We start from the raw sequence: 18685 nt of genomic DNA on the forward strand, positions 1-18685 counted from the left end.
CCTCTATTGATTTGATGGATAAGTAATTTTTCGCAGGTATTGCTTGAGCATGGCTTGGCTTAATTCACCAAGATGACGTTCCACAAGTTGTCCTTGTGCATTAAAAAATAAGGTACTGGGTAAGCCATACATATTCATGTGTTGAGGCATTTCCCCATGAGGATCAAACAAGACATTGTTAAAATTCAATTGATAACGATGTAGATAGGACACAATCGCTTCAGGTGTTTCACCTTGGTTAAGCATGACAAATTGAACATTTGGATAATCTTGCTGTGCCTGATACAACACAGGCATTTCACGATGGCAAGGCGGACACCAACTCGCCCATAAATTCACGACAGTAGGTTTACCAATAAATTGAGTCAGGGATTGTGGTTGCTGTTTGGGATCGTTAAATGCTAAATCTGGATAGTGTTGCTGTGCATTCCAATGATTGAGTAAATTGATTCCCACAAACTGTATTGTGATAAACAATAGAAAACTGCTTACCAATGCAGGCAATTTTAATAAGCGATTTTTCCAGATAAACCAGCCACTACCCGCAATGATGCCTGCATAAAGGTTAAATCCTTTATCCTGAACCTTAAGAATATCTATTGGATGAGCCAAATATAAATCAGCATGAATCAGCACAAATACAAGTCTTGCGGCAAATAAGCCAATCCATAGTGCAGTCCATAAGGAATCCTTATAGCACTTCCAGGTTGAATCACTCCATTGATGACGTTGCTTAAAATATTTCCCAATGAACCATACGCCAACAAATCCAGACAGTAAAATCAATAGTGACCACGGGAGTATAAAAACACCGAGATGCAATGCTTGGGAAGAAATCAAGGTTGATTCTCCCTATTTAATTTTTGAATATTCTGAATTAGTTGTACTGCGGTATAAGTTCCTGTAAGACGAAGATCACGCTGCTCTTTCTGGTTAGGTGCAAGAAACAATACCGTTGGTGGACCAAGAATCTGCCACTGTTTTAAAATGATGTCTTGCGAAGCTTCATACTGGGTTAAATCCAGTTTAATACGAGTCACATTTTTCAATGCATCCTGAACATCAGTTCTTGGTAAAACATCTCTTTCGATAGGCTGACAAGCAACACACCAGTCAGCATAGACGTCAATGACAATAGGGTCTTTAGCATGTGCAGCTAACGCCTGATTCAGTTCCTGTTGATTTTTAACAATGATCCACGATTGAAGTGACTCACTTTCTGTGGTCTTGACATTTGCAATCGCTTGATTGATATGCCAAATTCCACTCACAGCACAGCCACAGATCAAAACCAGAATGGCAGCTTTATAAGGGATATGGACAATATGGCGTAAAATACCCAGTAAATATCCCGCCATTGTAATCAGAATTAAGGCAAGTCCTGCATAGTAAAAAGTTAAAGGCAATAAAGGACGAGCAAAATATATCGCCATTGCCAGCATGATAAAGCCAAAACTAAACTTTAATCGATCCATCCATAAACCAGGTTTGGGTAGATATTTAGCTCCAAAGACACTGGCGATAAATAAAGGTATCCCAATCCCAAGACCCAGTAAGAACAGGTAGAATCCACCAAGTAAACTATGTTCAAGATGAGAGACATAGAGCAAAGCCCCTGCCAATGGTGCACTCATACAGGGACCAACAATCAAAGCCGAAACTGCTCCCATGATGCCAGCACCCAGCAGTGTTCCACCTTTTTGGCGTTGCTGTATCTGGTCTAAACGTTGTAATAAACCCTGTGGTAAGGACAGTTGATATAAACCAAATAAGTTCAACGCAAATACAATAAACATCAGGGCAAATAAGCCAATGAATACAGGATTTTGAAACCAGCGTTGAATACCATAACCAATTTGTGAAACCACAATACCCATAAGTCCATAGACCAATGCCATACTCAGTACAAAGGTCAATGCGATGATGGCAGCTTTATAGCCTTTATTACGCTGCACCAAAATGCCTGAAAGAATAGGAATCAAAGGTAATGAGCAAGGTAAAAAGGCAAGCAGAATACCCAGTCCTAAAAATAGGATAATGTTAAAAACGACACTTTGATTGGATAAAAGGTTTAAAAAGAATTGATCATTGTTCCAGTCATCACTCAATGATGTTGTTTGTGGCTGAGTTTCAGCCTGCTCTTGTACCTTATCATGAAGAGGTACGGCTGATTCATCCTCCTGTAAGGTCGAAGAAGTTTCAGGATTCGATTTTTCCTGAACAGTTTGCTCTTCAGATTCTGTTTCTACTTTTGATGTATTTTCCTGAGTGACTAAAGCTGCAAGATTAGAGAACTTTGTTTCTGAATTTTGTTGTGGAAGCAGTCCTGCTGCATCAGTCGTGATTGTGGTACGTTGTACGGGATAACATAGGCCATCTTCCGAGCAACCCTGCCAACTCACTGTATATTGGCTGTTTGGTTTTACATCCAGTTGGGTCAGCACCTGATTGTAGTGCACATTGGTTACACCAAAAGTTGGATCATCCTTTTCCTGCCCTTTGGGTAAGTTTAAAGACAGATTCTGCTGATCTAGACTCACCTTGAACTGGTCATGATATAAATAATAATGAGGGGCAATATCCCATTTTAACTCGGCTGTTTTTTCAGATAGAGAACTTGCCTGAAATTTAAATGCCTGTTCTGGTGGCAAAAAATCCTGATTTGCATATATCGATGTTGTGGCTATGCCCAATACAATCGCTATAAATGGTTTAATCAACATACGAGCTTATCTAAACTTAACATTCAGAGCATTATCAGGGACGCTAAATTAACAGAACATTAAGGGCTGTTTTTGTTTGTAAAATAGGTGGGCTAGATGAGGAAATACCATGTTTGTCGTACTTGTTGAAGATGATCCCTATATTGCCCAGAGTATTCTTGCTGCACTAGATTACCTGAATGTTTCAGTTGAGCATGTCGATACTGCTAAAGCTGCGGATTATTTTATTCGCAACAGTGCGGTTGATTTATGTTTACTGGATTTGGGTTTGCCTGATCAGGATGGTCTTGATTTGTTAAATACATGGCGTAAAGATCAAATTCATGTACCTGTTCTGGTGCTTACAGCACGTAATCAAACCCAGCAATGTGTAGATGCCTTAAATATCGGGGCAGATGATTATCTGGCCAAGCCCTTTGACTTAAAGGAACTGATTGCCAGAGTCCATGCTTTGGCAAGACGAAATCGTGGTTACTCCTCAAATGTGCTGCATATTGGTGAATTAGAGATTCATCAGGACACGCAACAGGCGCATTATCAAGGACAACTCCTCACATTATCCAGACGGGAATATAGTTTGCTGGAAGCCTTTATACTTTATCCCAATCAAGTGTTAAAAACAGAGCAATTGATTGATAAAATTTATGGTTATCAGGACAGTATTGAAAGCAATGCATTGAATGTGCATATCCATCACCTCAGGCAAAAGCTTCATCCTGATATGATTCAGACGGTTCGGGGTGTGGGCTATATGTTCAAAGTGCCAGAGCAAAGCACATGAAAAGTTATAGTTTAAAATGGCGACTGGTTTCCACTATTCTGGTGGTCTTTGTTATCTTGTGGTCACTGGTATTCTGCTGGCTTTATTTTGAACTGGAAAAACGCCTGCAAAACACACTGGATGAACGCCTTTCTGCTTCTGCTCATATGGTCGCCCGTTTAATTCAGCAGCTCCCTGTAGACGAGATTGCCAATACAGTGAATGCGACACAACAAGACCATGGCACTCCAAATCTGATTGCCTGTCAGGTTTCATTATTCAGTTCTAATATTTCAGCCAACCATCAGGTGATTGCCAAAACACAAGGTTCACCTGAAAGTTTAAGTACACGAAAAATAGGGCTGAGTACCTGGTCAGAAAATGGAGTGGAATGGCGTAGTTATGTCTTGCAGAAAGGACAGATACAGGTGGTTGCTGCGGAAAGGTTGCAATTACGTTATTCCTTGCTCAAACAGATTTTACAATCAGTATTGATCCCTTTAATCATTACATTGATTTTATGTATTTTTTTAATTTTATGGATTATTCGGGTTGAGTTTCAACCTTTAGACCAGATTGCACAACACCTAAGCCATAAGAAACAGCATTTATCTGATGCGGCCACCTATTTACTGGAATTAAAAACCCAGAATATCCCTAAAGAAATTCAACCCTTTGTTGATGGTTTACTGGAACTTATCCATGACCTGCATCAAAGTCTGGAAAATGAAAAAAGTTTTAGTGCCTTTGCAGCCCATGAGTTACGTGGTCCACTTACCGCAATTAAGACTCATGTTCAACTGAGCCAGCTTATGCTGAGCCAGACTGAACCAACACAAGGTAAAATTGACTTCAATCTCAAACAGGCAGAAGCAAGTATCCAGCGTTATGAGCAGTTACTGGAACAACTATTATTACTCAGCAAAACTGAAATACAACCGCAACATGCTTCAATCGAATCCACAGACATTGCCCAAACCCTACAACACGTCATTGCTGAACTTGAACAAAAATATCCTGATATATCCAAACATCTTAATATTGACTGGGAAAGTTTATCTTTAATCAATCTACCTCACGCTACTTTAACGATTGTACTTAAAAACCTGATTGAGAATGCTTACTTACATGCACAATCGATAACCCCGATTCAAATATATATGGATAAGGGGGATTTAATGGTTGCGGATACAGGTCATGGTTTGACCAATGCTGAACTCGGTTTACTGACACAGCGATTCTGGCGTAAATCTTCGCAAAATGCTGGGCATGGTTTGGGATTATCTTTAGTCAAATTACTACTGGAAAAACATGGGTTTTCAATGCAGTTTTTGCACAATCAACCACAAGGATTAAAAATCAGGATTTATTCTTCAATTTCTGATTAGCCTTGAAAACGCCATAAAGTATTTAGGAATTTTTGTTCCGTTCCCCAAGGCGTTAAATGAATTTCAGTATCATGCTGAATAAGCTGAAAATCTTGCCCCAATGTCATCGCCAGTTTATTCACACTATAACGCTCTACAGGTAAACCGCTACATTGGGTCGGACCATCTTCAGCAAAGGTAGAAATCATCACCATACCATTAGGCTTTAGTGCATGACGCATTACATCTATATATTGCTGTTGTTGAGTTTCTGTCACCATAAAATGAAATACTGCACGGTCATGCCATAAATCAAAAAATTGTGTTGGTAACTGAGCTATACAAATATCCGCAACCTGCCACTGTACATGACCTGCATCCAGCTCTTTCTCCTTAAGTCTATATTTAGTTGTATTTAAAGCTGTTTCAGATAAATCCAGAAGATATAAATTTTTATACCCTATTTCAATCAGTTGGTCGATAAGTAATGATGCACCACTACCCACATCTATTAAATTTGATTTTAAATCAACAACATGATGTTGAATTAGAGCTAGTCTTTTTAAATCTTGCTGCTGATACCAGCTTACCTTATCTACCTGTTTGGATTGGTAAACCTTTTCCCAATAATTGTTTTCCACTTTAAACCTCCATCACTCCTAAATAAAATCGACAGCACCTTATTATTCTGGCAATTTACTATTTAATAGGCCAACTTAAGTAACAGCCTAAAAAAGCCTGCAATCATAAGTAAACTTAAAAAACCACCCAGCCACAGCACAATAAACCATTGGGTTTGAGAAAGTTTCATGGCTTTACTCCTTTAGTGATAACCATCACCGACTTTAACTTTATCCCGAAATACCCAATAGGACATCGCAGTATAGGTAATGATAATTGGGATAAGAATTAACGCACCAATCAACGAAAATAGCTGGCTTTGATACGGTGCTGCGGCATCCCAGATAGTCACTGAGGGTGGAATAATGTAGGGGAACAGACTAATCAGGAAACCTGTATAGGCTAAAAAGACAAGACCAAACATATACATCAAGGGTGCAAACTCATGTCGTTGTTTACAGGCACGAATCACCAGAAAACTCAATAATAAAACCAGTATTGGTACAGGGCTAAAATAAAACAGTTGCGGTAAGCTAAACCAGCGTTCAGCAATTACAGGATGTGCCAGTGGCGTGTAGATACTGACCCCAGCAAAAATCACCAATAATGCTACCACCAGTTTAGGCATCAGTTGATAAAGTTGCTGTTGCAACTGAGATTCAGTTTTTAAAATCAACCAGCCACAGCCCAAAGCAGCATACCCCACCACCACGCCCACACCTGTAAATAAAGAAAATGGCGTGAGCCAGTCGAGTCCACCACCAGCATAACGACCATCTATAATTTTGATGCCCTGAATATATGCACCTAAAATCACACCCTGTAAAAAACTGGAAAGTATCGACCCACCAATAAATGCCTTATCCCATAAATGTTTGGTACGATTTGCCTTAAAACGAAACTCAAAGGCAACCCCACGAAAAATCAGGGCAATCACCATGAGGATAATTGGTAAATACAGTGCAGATAAGACGGCTGAATAGACCATGGGAAAAGCTGCAAATAATCCTGCCCCACCGAGTACCATCCATGTTTCATTACCATCCCAGACGGGGGCAACAGTATTCATCATCACATCCCGTTCCTGTTGGTCTTTGACAAAAGGAAAGAGAATCCCAATACCTAAATCAAATCCATCAAGTACCACATAGACCAGTACACCCAAACCAATAATGGCAACCCAGATTAAAGATAAATCAATCATGATGATGCTCCTTTATCCTGTTCATCAAGAGATTCATTGATGGCACTGAGTGGGCGCATCGGGGTTTTAAAATGTCCCACACCGCCTATTTCACTTGCCTGACTATGAATAAACTTTGGTCCCTTATGCATTAGTTTGAGCATGTAATAAATACCCACACCAAACACAATGCAGTAGACCACCACAAAGATAATCAGGGTTAAACCCACCTGCTCGGCTGATACAGGAGAAAGCGCATCTTTGGTTCGCATAATGCCATAGACAATCCATGGCTGCCGTCCAACTTCGGTGGTAAACCAACCTGCCAGTAAGGCAATAAAACCAGAGGGTGTCATAATAAGTGCAAAACCATGAAACCATTTTTGCTCATAGAGTTTGCCTGTTTTTCTAAGCCAGACACTGGCGAATGCCATCAGCAGCATTAACATGCCAAGCCCCACCATAATACGGAAACTCCAAAATACAATGGTTGAGTTTGGACGATCTTCAGGGGCAAAGTCTTTTAATCCAGTGACAGTTCCATCCATTGAATGAGTCAGAATTAAACTACCTAAATTGGGAATAGCGATGGCATATTTGGTACGTTCTTCCTGCATGTCAGGCAGTCCAAATAAATAAAGTGGCATCCCTTCCTCATGATTAGTTTCCCAATGTCCCTCCATGGCTGCAACTTTGGCAGGCTGATGTTTTAAGGTATTTAAACCGTGGGCATCACCAATAAACACCTGTAACGGGGCTAAAATCAGAATCAGCCACAATCCCATGGAAAAGGATTTTTTAACCAGTTCATCACGACGACCTTTCAATAAGTGCCATGCTGCTGTACCTGTGACCAATAATGCTGCCACAAGAAATGCAGCAATACCCATATGTGCCAAGCGATATGGGAATGATGGATTAAAGACAATTGCAAACCAGTCATGTGGCACAATAATGCCATTCTCAATGCTAAAGCCTTGTGGCGTCTGCATCCAGCTATTAGAGGATAGAATCCAGAACATGGAAATACAGGTGCCAATTGCGACCATTAACGTGGCAAAAAAGTGCATGCGAGGACTAACACGCCCCCAGCCAAACAGCATAATCCCCAAGAAACCAGCTTCAAGGAAAAATGCACTCAATACTTCATAGGAAAGTAAAGGTCCTGTAATACTGCCTGCAAAATAGGAAAATTCGCTCCAATTCGTACCAAATTGATAACTCATCACCACACCAGACACCACGCCCATCCCAAAAGACAAGGCAAAGATTTTTATCCAGAATTTAAACAAATCCTGATAAATCGGGTTTTGGGTACGCAACCATTTCCATTCCAGTACCGCCAAAAAACTTGCCAGACCAATCGAAATAGCAGGAAAAATAATATGGAATGAAACTGTGAAAGCAAACTGTATTCTTGCCAGTTCCAAAGCTGTCAGCCCTAAATTCATAAGACCTCCTTACTCAAGCAGATAATGCGGAAAAAATTAAATAAGCAGCAACAACGGTGACAGTCGTTGCAAATATTTTTTGTACCGTTTTAACTGGAATCAGGGTGATGATACGTCGTCCTATTAACATGCCAGCAATACATGCCAAAACAAAACTAAGTGTGACTTCAAGAGGGTACTGAAACCCATCCAGCACATGAATCGAGATACTTAAACCACCGATTAAAAAAATAATCATCAATGAGGTAGCAACGATGCTGTACATGTCCAGATTGGTGATTTTGCGTAGTGCAGGCACAATCACAAAACCACCACCAACCCCCAACAAACCTGTGAGTAAACCTGCTATTACACCGAGTCCTCCCAGTATTGAGGCAGTTTTAACATTCCAGATAAAACGTCCTGTGGATGGGCTAACCTTGCAAGGTGGGTTTTCAAAATCATTGACTTTATTAAAGAAAATACGATAAGCAACAATCAGCATCACCACTGCGAAAGCCAGTGTTAGCCAGAGTGGTTCAACAATATGAGACAGGTGTACACCATAGCGTGCCGATGGAATACTGATTAAAGCAATCCAGATGGCTGCACGATAACGGACAATCTTGTTGAATAAGCCTTGAACAGTTCCAATAAAAGCAGACAAGGTAATTGCTAATAAACCAACAGGTGCCGCTTGAGCCACTGTCCAGCCTTGACTTGCCATCAATGCAGGTACCGCCAAAATGCCACCACCAGCTCCTGTCAAGCCAAGCAAGCAACCAATAACTAAACCCTCAATAATGAGTAAAAACATATCTTGAACCCGCCTTTTATCTCATATCGAATCATTTTTTAAAGTCAAAAAAGCCCTAAACCCATCTCCTATAAAAAGATAGGTATTTGATATATAATTTAATTTATTTTCTTGTGAGCTTCGGTTTAACTAGCCATTCATGCCCTTTGAGCATACCATCCCAATATATAGGTGGTAGAATCTGCTCTTTGAGTAGCCATGCCATACGAGAGGGTTGTTCACCATCTAAGAACCATTTTGGAAAACTTGGTAGCAGCTTGCCGCCATAGCCAAACTCAGCCAGTACAATTTTGCCCCGTTCTACAGTGAGTGGGCATGAACCATAACCATCATAATGAGCAAATTGTTCACTGCCTTTAAGATATTGCAGGACATTAACTGCAACGATTGGAGCCTGTTTACGTGCAGCTGCGGCAGTTTTGGCATTGGGAGCATTCATCACATCACCCAAAGCAAAAATATTAGGATATTTTGGATTGGCATGTTGTAAGGTATGTTGATTGACATCAAGCCAACCTGCTGCATCTACTAAAGAACTGGCACGAATAAAATCGGGGGCTTGCTGTGGGGGTACAACATGCAACATATCAAAATCCGTTGCGATGATTGACTTACTCTCACCTACCACAACCTGAAACCAAGCTCGTTTTTGCTGACCATCGACCTTGATGAGCTGATGATTAAAATTTAAATTGATACCGTATTGTTCAACATATTCCATCAATGCAGGCACATAAGCCGCCACACCAAATAACACCGCACCTGTATTAAAAAAATCTATCTGAATATCTTTCAGCAACCCCTGTTTTTTCCAGTGATCTGCTGATAAGTACATGGCTTTTTGTGGTGCACCAGCACATTTAATTGGCATTGGTGGCTGGGTAAATACTGCTTTGCCTTTTTTTAAATTCTGTACAAGCTGCCATGTATAAGGAGCAAGGTCATAACGGTAATTGGAAGTCACTCCATTTTTTCCGAGTGTTTCTACCAGCCCCTCTATGCCATGCCAATTCAGTTTTAGACCTGGACAAATGACCAGAGCTTCGTAACTTAGTGGTTTACAGCCCTCTAAAATGACCTGTTTATTTTCTGGGTCAAAAGCAGCAACAGCTTGCTGAATCCATTTGACTTTTTGCGGAATTAAATCACGCATCTGACGGGCAGTTTTTGCTGGTGGAAAAATACCACCGCCCACCATCGTCCAACCAGGTTGATAATAATGAATATCGGCAGGGTCAATGATGGCAATATCCAAATCAGCCTGACGTGATAATAGGCTTGCAGCAACGGAAATTCCTGCTGCTCCTGCACCGACAATCACCACCGTATATTTGGTACTACTTTGTGGATTTGCCTGTTTTAACACACGAGGAACAATACCCTGTAAATCATAACCCAACGTTTTTGCAGTGAGTAAAGTCTGTTCAAGATTCTGCTCACGTCCTTGTGATAATGCCCAGAGCGTAATTGAGCGTGTACCTGTGCGGCAAAATGCCAATAACGGTTTTTCGGCATTTTGATACATCATTCTAAATGCCTGTGCCTGCTCATCCGTAACCTGACCACTGGTGACAGGCAAATATTCAACGGTTATGCCATGTTGTGTTGCAGCCTGTTGAATTTCGATGATATTGGGCTGGTCTGCCCCCTCACCATCAGGACGATTACATATAATGGTTTTTATGCCTTGTTCTGCAAGCGTTGTCATATCCTGTGCGGTAATCTGTTCCGAAACTAGAAACTCAGTATTGACCTGTTTAAGTTGCATGACATGATCTCCTTATTTGCCACAGGCTTTATTGGCAGGTAAAGCAATATCAATTTTCTTTGGATAAGGTAAATTCAGATTCTGCATAATGTCGATAAACTCCTGTTTGCTTCGTCCATTGCCCAAACGTGCATTATGTAAACGTTCCTGTCCAACTGTTGAAGACAGTCTGCCTTTGTAATCATGGCCTGGGTAAACAATAGTTTCATCGGGCAAAGAAAAAATTTGTTGATGAATACTGTCATATAAGGTTGCAGCATTACCCTCCTGAAAATCAGTACGACCACAGCCATCTATCAGTAAAGCATCACCTGTAAATACCATACCCTCGACCACATAACTGGTACAGGCATTGGTATGCCCAGGGGTATAACGGGCTTCAACTAAAATATCGCCAATCCGAATTGCACTTTTATCAGTGATAAAAATATCACCACACGCCACACCAGAATTGCGATGCAACACCGTTTTACAACCGAATTTTTCCCTTAACTGATTGGCAGCCGTCACATGGTCAGCATGAACATGGGTATCTAAGCTATATGCCAGAGTTAAGTTCTTTGCTGCCAAGAGCTTGGCATAATGCCCAATCTCGGAAGCCACAGGGTCAATCAATATCGCTTGCTGTGTATCCTCACAGGCGAGTAAATAGGTATAGGTCGAACTTTCCTGTTCAAAGAATTGATGAAATATCATAGGTATTTTTCTCGAATCAAATCAACTTATATTCTAATTTTGCAAATACAATGCCAATTTTATCTTTTAATTTTATATACAGTAAAATCAATTAAATATATTCGTTTTATTTATTTTGGTATTTCAAACAACTTATTTTTGTTTCATAAATTGTTTCAAATGTTGCAACAACTGAAATAACATATGAAACATCAGCCACAAGAAATCGAATGCAGCCCTATACAACTCGAATTAAGTCAAAAATTTCATAGTTGCTCCAAAGAAATGCGGCATATGTATTCAATTATTGAAAAAGTAGCGGTGACTGAATTTCCTGTTTTGGTTCGTGGAGAATCTGGTAGCGGTAAAGAGTTGGTTGCCCAAGCCATTCACCATTACAGTCAGCGTAAGAATGAGGTTTTTATTGCCATTAACTGTGCTGCACTCAATGCCAATATTCTGGAGAGTGAACTGTTTGGACATGTTAAAGGGGCATTTACAGGGGCAATTAGAGAACATAAAGGCGTATTTGAACGTGCAGCAGGTGGCACATTATTTTTGGATGAAATTGCCGAAATTCCACTGGAATTACAAGCCAAGTTATTGCGTATTCTGGAAACAGGTGAATTTACTCCAATGGGTGGGGAAAAATCCATTAAATCTGATGCGCGTATTATTACTGCAACCCATCGGGCATTGAGAGAAGAAGCTCGACTGGGGCATTTTCGACAGGATTTACTCTATCGCTTACGGGTGATTCCTATTTTTATACCGCCTTTACGTGAGCGTAAACAGGATATTCCCCTCATTGCCGAAGCAATTTTAAAAGAACAACAGGAAAGTTTAAACACCACACCTAGACTTACACAACAGGCAATCGAAGTATTGATAAATTATGACTGGCCTGGCAATGTACGAGAACTTAAAAATACGCTGCTCTATGCACTGACGATGGCAAATGGTCAATCTCATATTGAAGTCATGGATTTACCCGATGAAATCAGTCATACCCAATACCACAGTGAATGCATCAATTCATTAGAGCCATCACCACAAAAGGGAAAGCTAAACAAAGATACAGTGCAAAAGATGTTAGTCAAATATCAATATGACTTCGCTTTAACAGCTCAAGCCCTTAATATCAGCCGAACTACATTATGGCGTTATCGAAAGTTGTTTAATTTATAGTTGTGCTTCCGTCAGCCATGTCTTAAATGCCACCAGTTTCGGCATATTCTGACATTCTTCCCGATACACCATGTAATACGCCAATACAGATGAACATTGCATATCAGGATATAATCGTATCAATCGCCCCGTTTTTAAATCATCTGCTGCCATGACACTTCTGGCCAATGCCACGCCATGTCCGTCTATGGCTGCCTGTAAAACCGCAGCCGAATTATTGATTTTTAAACCTCGTTGGGTCGGTTCATCACTAATCTGATTGTACTGTAACCATGTATCCCAAGTCGTAAACCCTGAATGGGCATCCATTGTTAAATCATGGATTAATGGTAGATTTAATAAACTCTTAGGATCTTGTAATTGTAGCTGATACTTCTGATAAAACGCAGGCGAACAAACAGGAAATACCTCCTCATCCATTAACTTCTCTGCAACCAATCCTGACCAGTTGCCTTGTCCATATCGCACTGCAATATCAATACCATGACGTCCAAAATCCACAGGCTTTAAATTGGTATCCAGTCGAATATCAATCTCAGGATAAGCTTGTTGAAAAGTATCAATTCTTGGTAACAGCCATTTCGCTGCAAAAGCAGGACTGATGGCAACAGTTAAAACCCCTGTTGAGGTTTGAGCCTGTAATTTTTCCAGTCCAAATATCAGCCTGTCGAATCCTGCACGAATATCAGGTAATGCCAACAATGCCGCTTCAGTTGCTACCAGTCTGGCTTTACCTCCTGTACTCCGCTGAAACAAGGTCATGCCGAGATAATCTTCTAGACTTTTAACCAGTTGTCCTACTGCCGCAGGGGTAACATTTAGTTCATCAGCAGCAGCCGAAAAACTTTGATGTCTGGCACTAGCCTCAAAAGCTCTTAATGCGTTGAGATATACAGGAGTTTTCATTCTAAAGATTTTCTATTAATCATCACAAGATTATCTCATTTGTTTATATAGGACATGAATCATAAAATCAATCCATGCAAATGACATACAGAATAGATATGTCAGGGAAAAACTCAAAATTGATAGAGGATGGCATAGTCATGAATAGATTTTCTTTGAAAGTAGCGATTGTAACAGGTGGTGGTTCAGGTATTGGTAAAGAGGTTGCCACTCGCTTAGTGAAAGAAGGTGCAAATGTTGTCATTACTGGACGTAATGAAGATAAGTTAAAACAGGCTGCTCAGGATATTGATGCCACAGGTGAGCATATCCGTTATTTTGCTGCGGACATTGCATCCCCAATAACTTCACAACAACTTGTTGATTTCACCACCGCAGAATTTGGTGGGGTTGATATCCTGATTAACAATGCTGGCATTTTTGCGCCTAAACCATTTCTGGAAGTCTCTGAATCTGAATATGACGGATTTCTAGACATCATCTTAAAAGGCAAGTTTTTCATGGCTCAGGCTGCCGCAAAAGCCATGCAGTTACGTGGTGGCGGTGCAATTGTTCAAACAGGTTCGTTATGGGCATTACAGGCAGTTAAAGCAACGCCATCTTCTGCCTATTCTGCTGCGAATGCTGGTGTACATGCATTAACTCATAACTTAGCAATTGAACTTGCAGAGGTGAATATCCGTATTAATACCGTTGCTCCTGCTGTAGTTGAAACACCTGTGTACAACACCTTTATGACAGATGATCAAGTGAAAGAAGCACTTCCATCTTTTAACTCGTTCCATCCATTAGGTCGTAACGGTCAGCCTGCCGATGTTGCAGAAGCGATTTTATTCCTTGCCTCAACAAATGCAGCATGGATTACAGGAACCATTCTACCTGTTGATGGTGGTGTAATGGCTGGTCATTAATTTATACCTATTTTTAACCTTTTAGCTAAGTGAGATTTAATATGCAAGACTGGAATAATTATCGTGATTCTTTATTACAACGTGTGGGTGAATATGCTCAACTTGCGCCAGATGTAATGAAAGCCATTGGTTCACTTGAGCCAAGTATTGGCAAGATGGGAAAACTGGATGCCAAAACCCATGAATTGATTGCTCTGGCAGTCGCTGTAACGACACGTTGTGATGCATGTATTGCCGTTCATTCTAAAAAAGCGATTGAACTAGGTGTGAGCCGTGAAGAAATTGCAGAAGCTCTTTCTGTGGCAATTGCATTAAATGCTGGTACTGCCCTGACTTATTCAGCCCGTGTTTTAGAAGCAGTAGATAGCGTAAGTCAGCAATAACATTTTTAAATTCTTCCTCCTATTGATCTGCATCAGGTCAATAGGATATTTGCCTTTTTGAATGGATGAGACAAAGCATGTTAATTAACGCTGATTTTTCCCAAATGGCTGTGGTTAAACCCAACGACTATCAATGGGTCAAGTCTCCTCGTGGTGAAGTTGAAAGAGTTATGCTGGATCGGGTTGGAGATGAAACTGCCCGTGCCACGAGTTTGGTTCGTTATACACCACACACCATTTTTCCAGAGCATCAGCATCCATTGGGTGAAGAAATTTTGGTGCTTTCAGGAACATTCACTGAAAATAATGATCAGCATTATCCAGCAGGCTGGTATTTACGCAATCCAGATGGTTCAAAACATACTCCATCCAGTGAAGATGGCACACTGATTTTTGTCAAACTCATGCAAATGTCCAAGACTAATACTGAGACTGTGCGTATCAATACTCATTATCCTGAAAACTGGCAAACACTTGGTCAGCGTCTGATTTGTCCCTTATACCTCTCGCATGATGAACATACCTATCTCGAAAAACTTAAACCACATCAGAGTTTTGATGAACATAGTTTAAATGGGATAGAACTTTTAATTGTACAGGGTGAATTGATTGCAAATGGAGAGTGTTATCCCACAGGTTCATGGATTCGTTTACCACTTCAAAGTAGCCATAGTTTTTATGCAAGTGAAATAGGCGCAATGCTGTATGTAAAAACAGGCCATCTTTCCTCTGCCCAAAAATTTATGGAGCAGCAGTCATGATACAGACCAAGATTGCCATTATTGGCGCAGGATTAAGTGGCCTTTATGCTGCCTATTTACTGGAGCAAGCTAAAATCACCGACTATGTTGTACTGGAAGCGAGAGAGCGTTTAGGAGGACGTGTCTATTCAGAGCGAGGATTTGATTTAGGTGCAACATGGATCTGGCCTGACCTCAATCCTGATCTAATGCGACTGGTACATCAATTGGAATTGACGTTTTCCGAACAGTTTGAAAAGGGTAAGTTGGTCTTTGAAAAGCAAAGAGGAATACCCCCTGTACAGTTATCAAGTCCTTGGGCATCGACACCCTCGATTCGCCTTGAGGGTGGAATGAGCAGCCTGATTCATGGCTTAGCCCAACAAATTCCTGCACAAAAAATTATGACTCAACAACAGGTCACTCATATTACTCAACAAGAACAAGCACCACTTCATTTAACCACTCAGAATCAGGCGGGTGATGAAACAATTATTGAAGCAGATTATATCCTAATTGCGCTTGCACCTCGTCTAACTGCTCAACACATTTTATTCTCTCCAGCCTTGCCCCCTGCATTACTGAGCCAGTGGAAACACACTGCGACATGGATGGCTCCCCATGCCAAGTATGTGGCAGTTTATCCTGAAGCTTTTTGGAGAAAACAGGGCTTGTCTGGTCAAGCCAGTAGCCATGTTGGCCCTATGGGTGAAATTCACGATGCGTCTACATCCAATGGTCATGCCGCCTTATTTGGTTTTCTGGGTATTCCTGCAAGCGTTCGTAAAAAAGTCAGTGAGGCAGACTTGATGGCACATTGTCGGGCACAACTGGTTCGCCTGTTTGGTTCAGAAGCTGCAACCCCTGAATATGAATATATCAAAGACTGGTCAGCAGACAATTTTACCGCCACTGAAGATGACTGGAAAAACCCTGCTGTCTCTCATGGAGTAGCACCTGAAAATACCCCGAATGACCAAATTTGGCATAACCGTATCATTGGCATTGCTAGCGAATGGTCACAGCACTATTCAGGCTATTTAGCAGGGGCGATAGATGCTGCTCAGATTGGTGTTCAGCGTATTCAACAACTCTTATAAAATTCAATAGGCATATTTATGCAAAAGACTTATAAAGCCGTACAGGTAAGCCAGTTTGGTAAACTGGAAATGGTTGAACGAAATATTCCCACACCACAGGTAGGTGAGGTTCTGATTGCGGTGGAAGCCTGTGGCATCTGTGGTGCAGATGCCACCACAGTCGAAAGTAGCAATCCTGATTTTCAATATCCCCGTGTGCCAGGTCATGAAGTGGTTGGGCGGATTATTGCTATTGCAGATTCCTCATCCTATTGGAAAATTGGTCAGCGAGTTGGAGTCAGTCGCCTAGGCGGACATTGCAATCACTGTGCTGAATGTCGTCAGGGTTTATTTAATCTCTGCAACAACCAGCCTGTTATGGGGAGTAGCCATGATGGTGGCTATGCAGAAATGCTACTTGCCAAAGAAACAGGATTAGTGACTATTCCTGATGAACTAAGTTCAGTTGAAGCTGCACCTTTGGTGTGTGCTTGTCAACGGCATTCTAAAATTGACCCCTTTTACCTTAAAAATGGCTAAGTAAAATTGACCCCTTTGATCTCGTATTAAGTTTCAACCTGGGGCTGAATCCCAATTCTTTTTTTATCCCTCAAACGATAACTCTCACCCGATATTTGTACTACATGAACCTAATACATTCCCTAGCGTTGCCACACCTATAAGTAAAACCGGTGAATATTCTCCCAATATTAGCATTCCTGCCAATACAGATTCTGATTGAAGAGGCAGTAATGTTGCTGCCCCAAATGCACTTAAGAATAAAAAAATATAAGCCACTATTTAGGCCAGTGCTGGTGATAGCTATCAATCATAAATTCATGTTCATGCTTACCTTTATAGTTGTGCTGCAATAAATGCTCGTGATCTTCTGGTAAATCAAGATGAGTATGTTCTAAAACTAAATTATCGTTTTTTGGCCAGATAACAAACGCGACGACTATTGATACCAAGGCGATGAATGCCATAGGCAAAAAAGTTATAAGCGTTCCAAAGCTTGTACTTAACCAGCCCACTAATGGATAAGTGATTAGCCAGCAGGCATGTGAAAATGCAAATTGAGCTGCAAATAGCGCTGTTCGATTTTCACTTGATGCAGACTTTCTAATAAGACGTCCGGTTGGTGTTTGAGAAACTGAATAACCAATACCTAATATAAACCAGAGGGCTAATAGCCCAGTATAGGCAGAAATAAAGTAACCGCTAAACAATCCAACGACGAGAACCACAGTGCCTGAAAGCATGACAGTTCTATCATTCAATTTATCTAATATTTTTGGTAATGCAAATGCAGCAAGCATTGAGCCTAATCCAAATAAACCAAATGCCCAAGTAGTCGCCTGTTCAGTTAATTCAAATGTCGTTTGAACTAAAAAAACCGTATTGACAATGACAACCGCACTGGCTGAAGCAATAGCCAGATTTAAAGCGAGTAAGGCTTTTAGGCGGGGTGTTCTGAAATATATTTTTGCGCCTTGTTTGATTCGGTTATATACCCCGATAAACTCCGGCATTTTCGCATTTGGTAATTTTGCACTGACTACAAATAGTGCCGAACCAATAAATCCAACCACAGTTCCCAAAAACAAGTTGTGATAACTCATCACAGTGAGTAACAAGCCTGCCAGCATTGGACTTATAATATTTTCTAGGTCGTAGGCCAATCGTGATAGAGACAGCGCGTTTGTATACTCTTCTTCTATGGGCAATACATCAGGAATCATGGCTTGAAATGTGGGGGTAAAAGCAGCTGAGGCAGACTGAAGAATAAAGATCAAAATATAGATTTGCCAGATTTGAGTCACGAAAGGCAGACACAATGCGGTTAAAGCTCGAATGACATCTAAGCCCACCAAAACTTTTTTTCTCGGTAATCTTTCAGCAAATGCGGAAGCAATGGGTGCGACCCCAATATAAGCAATCATTTTAATTGCCAAGGCAATACCCAGGACCTGCGCTGCCTGCCCTTTTGCGATGTCATAAGCCTGTAAAGCTAGAGCAATAGTAATGAGTCCCGTACCAATCAAAGCAATGACTTGGGCTAAGAACAAATGCCGATATGTTGTATTTTTTAAAACTTCTAGCATTTTAGGGACTCCTATTTAGAACCTAATAT

General features: G+C 40.8%; 18 protein-coding genes and 3 pseudogenes. 8 read left to right on the plus strand and 13 right to left on the minus strand.

What is annotated here, in order from left to right; all coding sequences use genetic code 11:
* Positions 1-3: 3 nt before the first annotated feature.
* Positions 4-840, minus strand: a complete 837-nt coding sequence (locus Q9Q86_RS16700; RefSeq protein ID WP_023013329.1) for a TlpA disulfide reductase family protein — start codon at positions 838-840, stop codon at positions 4-6.
* Positions 837-2723, minus strand: coding sequence for a protein-disulfide reductase DsbD (gene dsbD / locus Q9Q86_RS16705; RefSeq protein ID WP_016165185.1), 1887 nt, complete (start codon positions 2721-2723; stop codon positions 837-839). Before dsbD ends, Q9Q86_RS16700 begins: the two co-directional genes overlap by 4 nt.
* A gap of 109 nt (positions 2724-2832) precedes the next feature.
* Here dsbD and Q9Q86_RS16710 point away from each other — a divergent pair, with 109 nt between their 5' ends.
* Both Q9Q86_RS16710 and Q9Q86_RS16715 read left to right on the plus strand, forming a co-directional pair.
* Entirely contained in the window at positions 2833-3504 is a 672-nt protein-coding gene (locus tag Q9Q86_RS16710) for a response regulator transcription factor (protein WP_016165184.1), read from the plus strand.
* Positions 3501-4871 carry an ATP-binding protein gene (locus Q9Q86_RS16715; protein ID WP_016165183.1) on the plus strand — a complete coding sequence of 457 codons (1371 nt, stop codon included), beginning with the start codon at positions 3501-3503 and terminating at the stop codon, positions 4869-4871. The genes Q9Q86_RS16710 and Q9Q86_RS16715 overlap by 4 nt, the downstream gene beginning before the upstream one ends.
* Here Q9Q86_RS16715 and Q9Q86_RS16720 read toward each other — a convergent pair.
* The 7 genes from Q9Q86_RS16720 to Q9Q86_RS16750 form a co-directional block, all read right to left on the minus strand.
* Entirely contained in the window at positions 4868-5491 is a 624-nt protein-coding gene (locus Q9Q86_RS16720) for a class I SAM-dependent methyltransferase (RefSeq protein ID WP_016165182.1), read from the minus strand. The genes Q9Q86_RS16715 and Q9Q86_RS16720 overlap by 4 nt on opposite strands.
* Positions 5492-5553: 62 nt before the next feature.
* Positions 5554-5661 carry a hypothetical protein gene (locus Q9Q86_RS16725; protein WP_016165181.1) on the minus strand — a complete coding sequence of 36 codons (108 nt, stop codon included), beginning with the start codon at positions 5659-5661 and terminating at the stop codon, positions 5554-5556.
* Positions 5662-5673: 12 nt separating this feature from the next.
* The gene (cydB, locus tag Q9Q86_RS16730) at positions 5674-6675 is read right to left on the minus strand and encodes a cytochrome d ubiquinol oxidase subunit II (protein ID WP_016165180.1); all 1002 of its coding nucleotides are present in this window, start codon (positions 6673-6675) and stop codon (positions 5674-5676) included.
* Positions 6672-8105 (minus strand): cytochrome ubiquinol oxidase subunit I, encoded by a 1434-nt coding sequence (locus tag Q9Q86_RS16735; protein ID WP_016165179.1) that lies wholly within the window; start codon positions 8103-8105, stop codon positions 6672-6674. Before Q9Q86_RS16735 ends, cydB begins: the two co-directional genes overlap by 4 nt.
* Before the next feature lie 13 nt (positions 8106-8118).
* Positions 8119-8901 carry a sulfite exporter TauE/SafE family protein gene (locus Q9Q86_RS16740; protein ID WP_016165178.1) on the minus strand — a complete coding sequence of 261 codons (783 nt, stop codon included), beginning with the start codon at positions 8899-8901 and terminating at the stop codon, positions 8119-8121.
* Between the two features lie 103 nt (positions 8902-9004).
* Complete coding sequence (locus Q9Q86_RS16745; RefSeq protein WP_016165177.1) at positions 9005-10669, minus strand: bifunctional protein tyrosine phosphatase family protein/NAD(P)/FAD-dependent oxidoreductase; 1665 nt, start codon at positions 10667-10669, stop codon at positions 9005-9007.
* Positions 10670-10681: 12 nt separating this feature from the next.
* On the minus strand, positions 10682-11365 hold the full coding sequence (locus tag Q9Q86_RS16750; RefSeq protein ID WP_016165176.1) for an MBL fold metallo-hydrolase: 684 nt from the start codon (positions 11363-11365) through the stop codon (positions 10682-10684).
* Between the two features lie 183 nt (positions 11366-11548).
* On the opposite strand from Q9Q86_RS16750, the gene Q9Q86_RS16755 reads away from it, so the two are divergent.
* Positions 11549-12532 carry a sigma-54-dependent Fis family transcriptional regulator gene (locus Q9Q86_RS16755; RefSeq protein WP_016165175.1) on the plus strand — a complete coding sequence of 328 codons (984 nt, stop codon included), beginning with the start codon at positions 11549-11551 and terminating at the stop codon, positions 12530-12532.
* Here Q9Q86_RS16755 and gcvA read toward each other — a convergent pair.
* Complete coding sequence (gene gcvA, locus Q9Q86_RS16760; RefSeq protein WP_016165174.1) at positions 12527-13438, minus strand: transcriptional regulator GcvA; 912 nt, start codon at positions 13436-13438, stop codon at positions 12527-12529. The genes Q9Q86_RS16755 and gcvA overlap by 6 nt on opposite strands.
* 140 nt (positions 13439-13578) lie before the next feature.
* On the opposite strand from gcvA, the gene Q9Q86_RS16765 reads away from it, so the two are divergent.
* The 5 genes and pseudogenes from Q9Q86_RS16765 to Q9Q86_RS16785 form a co-directional block, all read left to right on the plus strand.
* Positions 13579-14349: an SDR family NAD(P)-dependent oxidoreductase gene (locus Q9Q86_RS16765; protein ID WP_016165173.1), complete on the plus strand. Its 771-nt coding sequence runs from the start codon at positions 13579-13581 to the stop codon at positions 14347-14349.
* A gap of 41 nt (positions 14350-14390) precedes the next feature.
* Positions 14391-14732, plus strand: a complete 342-nt coding sequence (locus Q9Q86_RS16770; RefSeq protein WP_112987539.1) for a carboxymuconolactone decarboxylase family protein — start codon at positions 14391-14393, stop codon at positions 14730-14732.
* Positions 14733-14809: 77 nt separating this feature from the next.
* Positions 14810-15493 (plus strand): cupin domain-containing protein, encoded by a 684-nt coding sequence (locus tag Q9Q86_RS16775; protein ID WP_016165171.1) that lies wholly within the window; start codon positions 14810-14812, stop codon positions 15491-15493.
* Positions 15490-16572 carry an FAD-dependent oxidoreductase gene (locus Q9Q86_RS16780; RefSeq protein WP_016165170.1) on the plus strand — a complete coding sequence of 361 codons (1083 nt, stop codon included), beginning with the start codon at positions 15490-15492 and terminating at the stop codon, positions 16570-16572. The genes Q9Q86_RS16775 and Q9Q86_RS16780 overlap by 4 nt, the downstream gene beginning before the upstream one ends.
* Before the next feature lie 18 nt (positions 16573-16590).
* Positions 16591-17043, plus strand: a pseudogene (locus tag Q9Q86_RS16785) (alcohol dehydrogenase catalytic domain-containing protein); the annotation flags it as partial.
* Between the two features lie 74 nt (positions 17044-17117).
* Here Q9Q86_RS16785 and Q9Q86_RS16790 read toward each other — a convergent pair.
* The 3 genes and pseudogenes from Q9Q86_RS16790 to Q9Q86_RS16800 form a co-directional block, all read right to left on the minus strand.
* Positions 17118-17198 (minus strand): annotated as a pseudogene (locus tag Q9Q86_RS16790) (AAA family ATPase); the annotation flags it as partial.
* Positions 17194-17352 (minus strand): annotated as a pseudogene (locus tag Q9Q86_RS16795) (DedA family protein); the annotation flags it as partial. The pseudogenes Q9Q86_RS16795 and Q9Q86_RS16790, both read right to left, overlap by 5 nt.
* On the minus strand, positions 17349-18656 hold the full coding sequence (locus Q9Q86_RS16800; RefSeq protein ID WP_112987540.1) for an MFS transporter: 1308 nt from the start codon (positions 18654-18656) through the stop codon (positions 17349-17351). The pseudogene Q9Q86_RS16795 and the gene Q9Q86_RS16800, both read right to left, overlap by 4 nt.
* Positions 18657-18685 lie beyond the last annotated feature (29 nt).

This window comes from Acinetobacter sp. A22, assembly GCF_030913345.1.
Lineage (GTDB): Bacteria > Pseudomonadota > Gammaproteobacteria > Pseudomonadales > Moraxellaceae > Acinetobacter > Acinetobacter junii.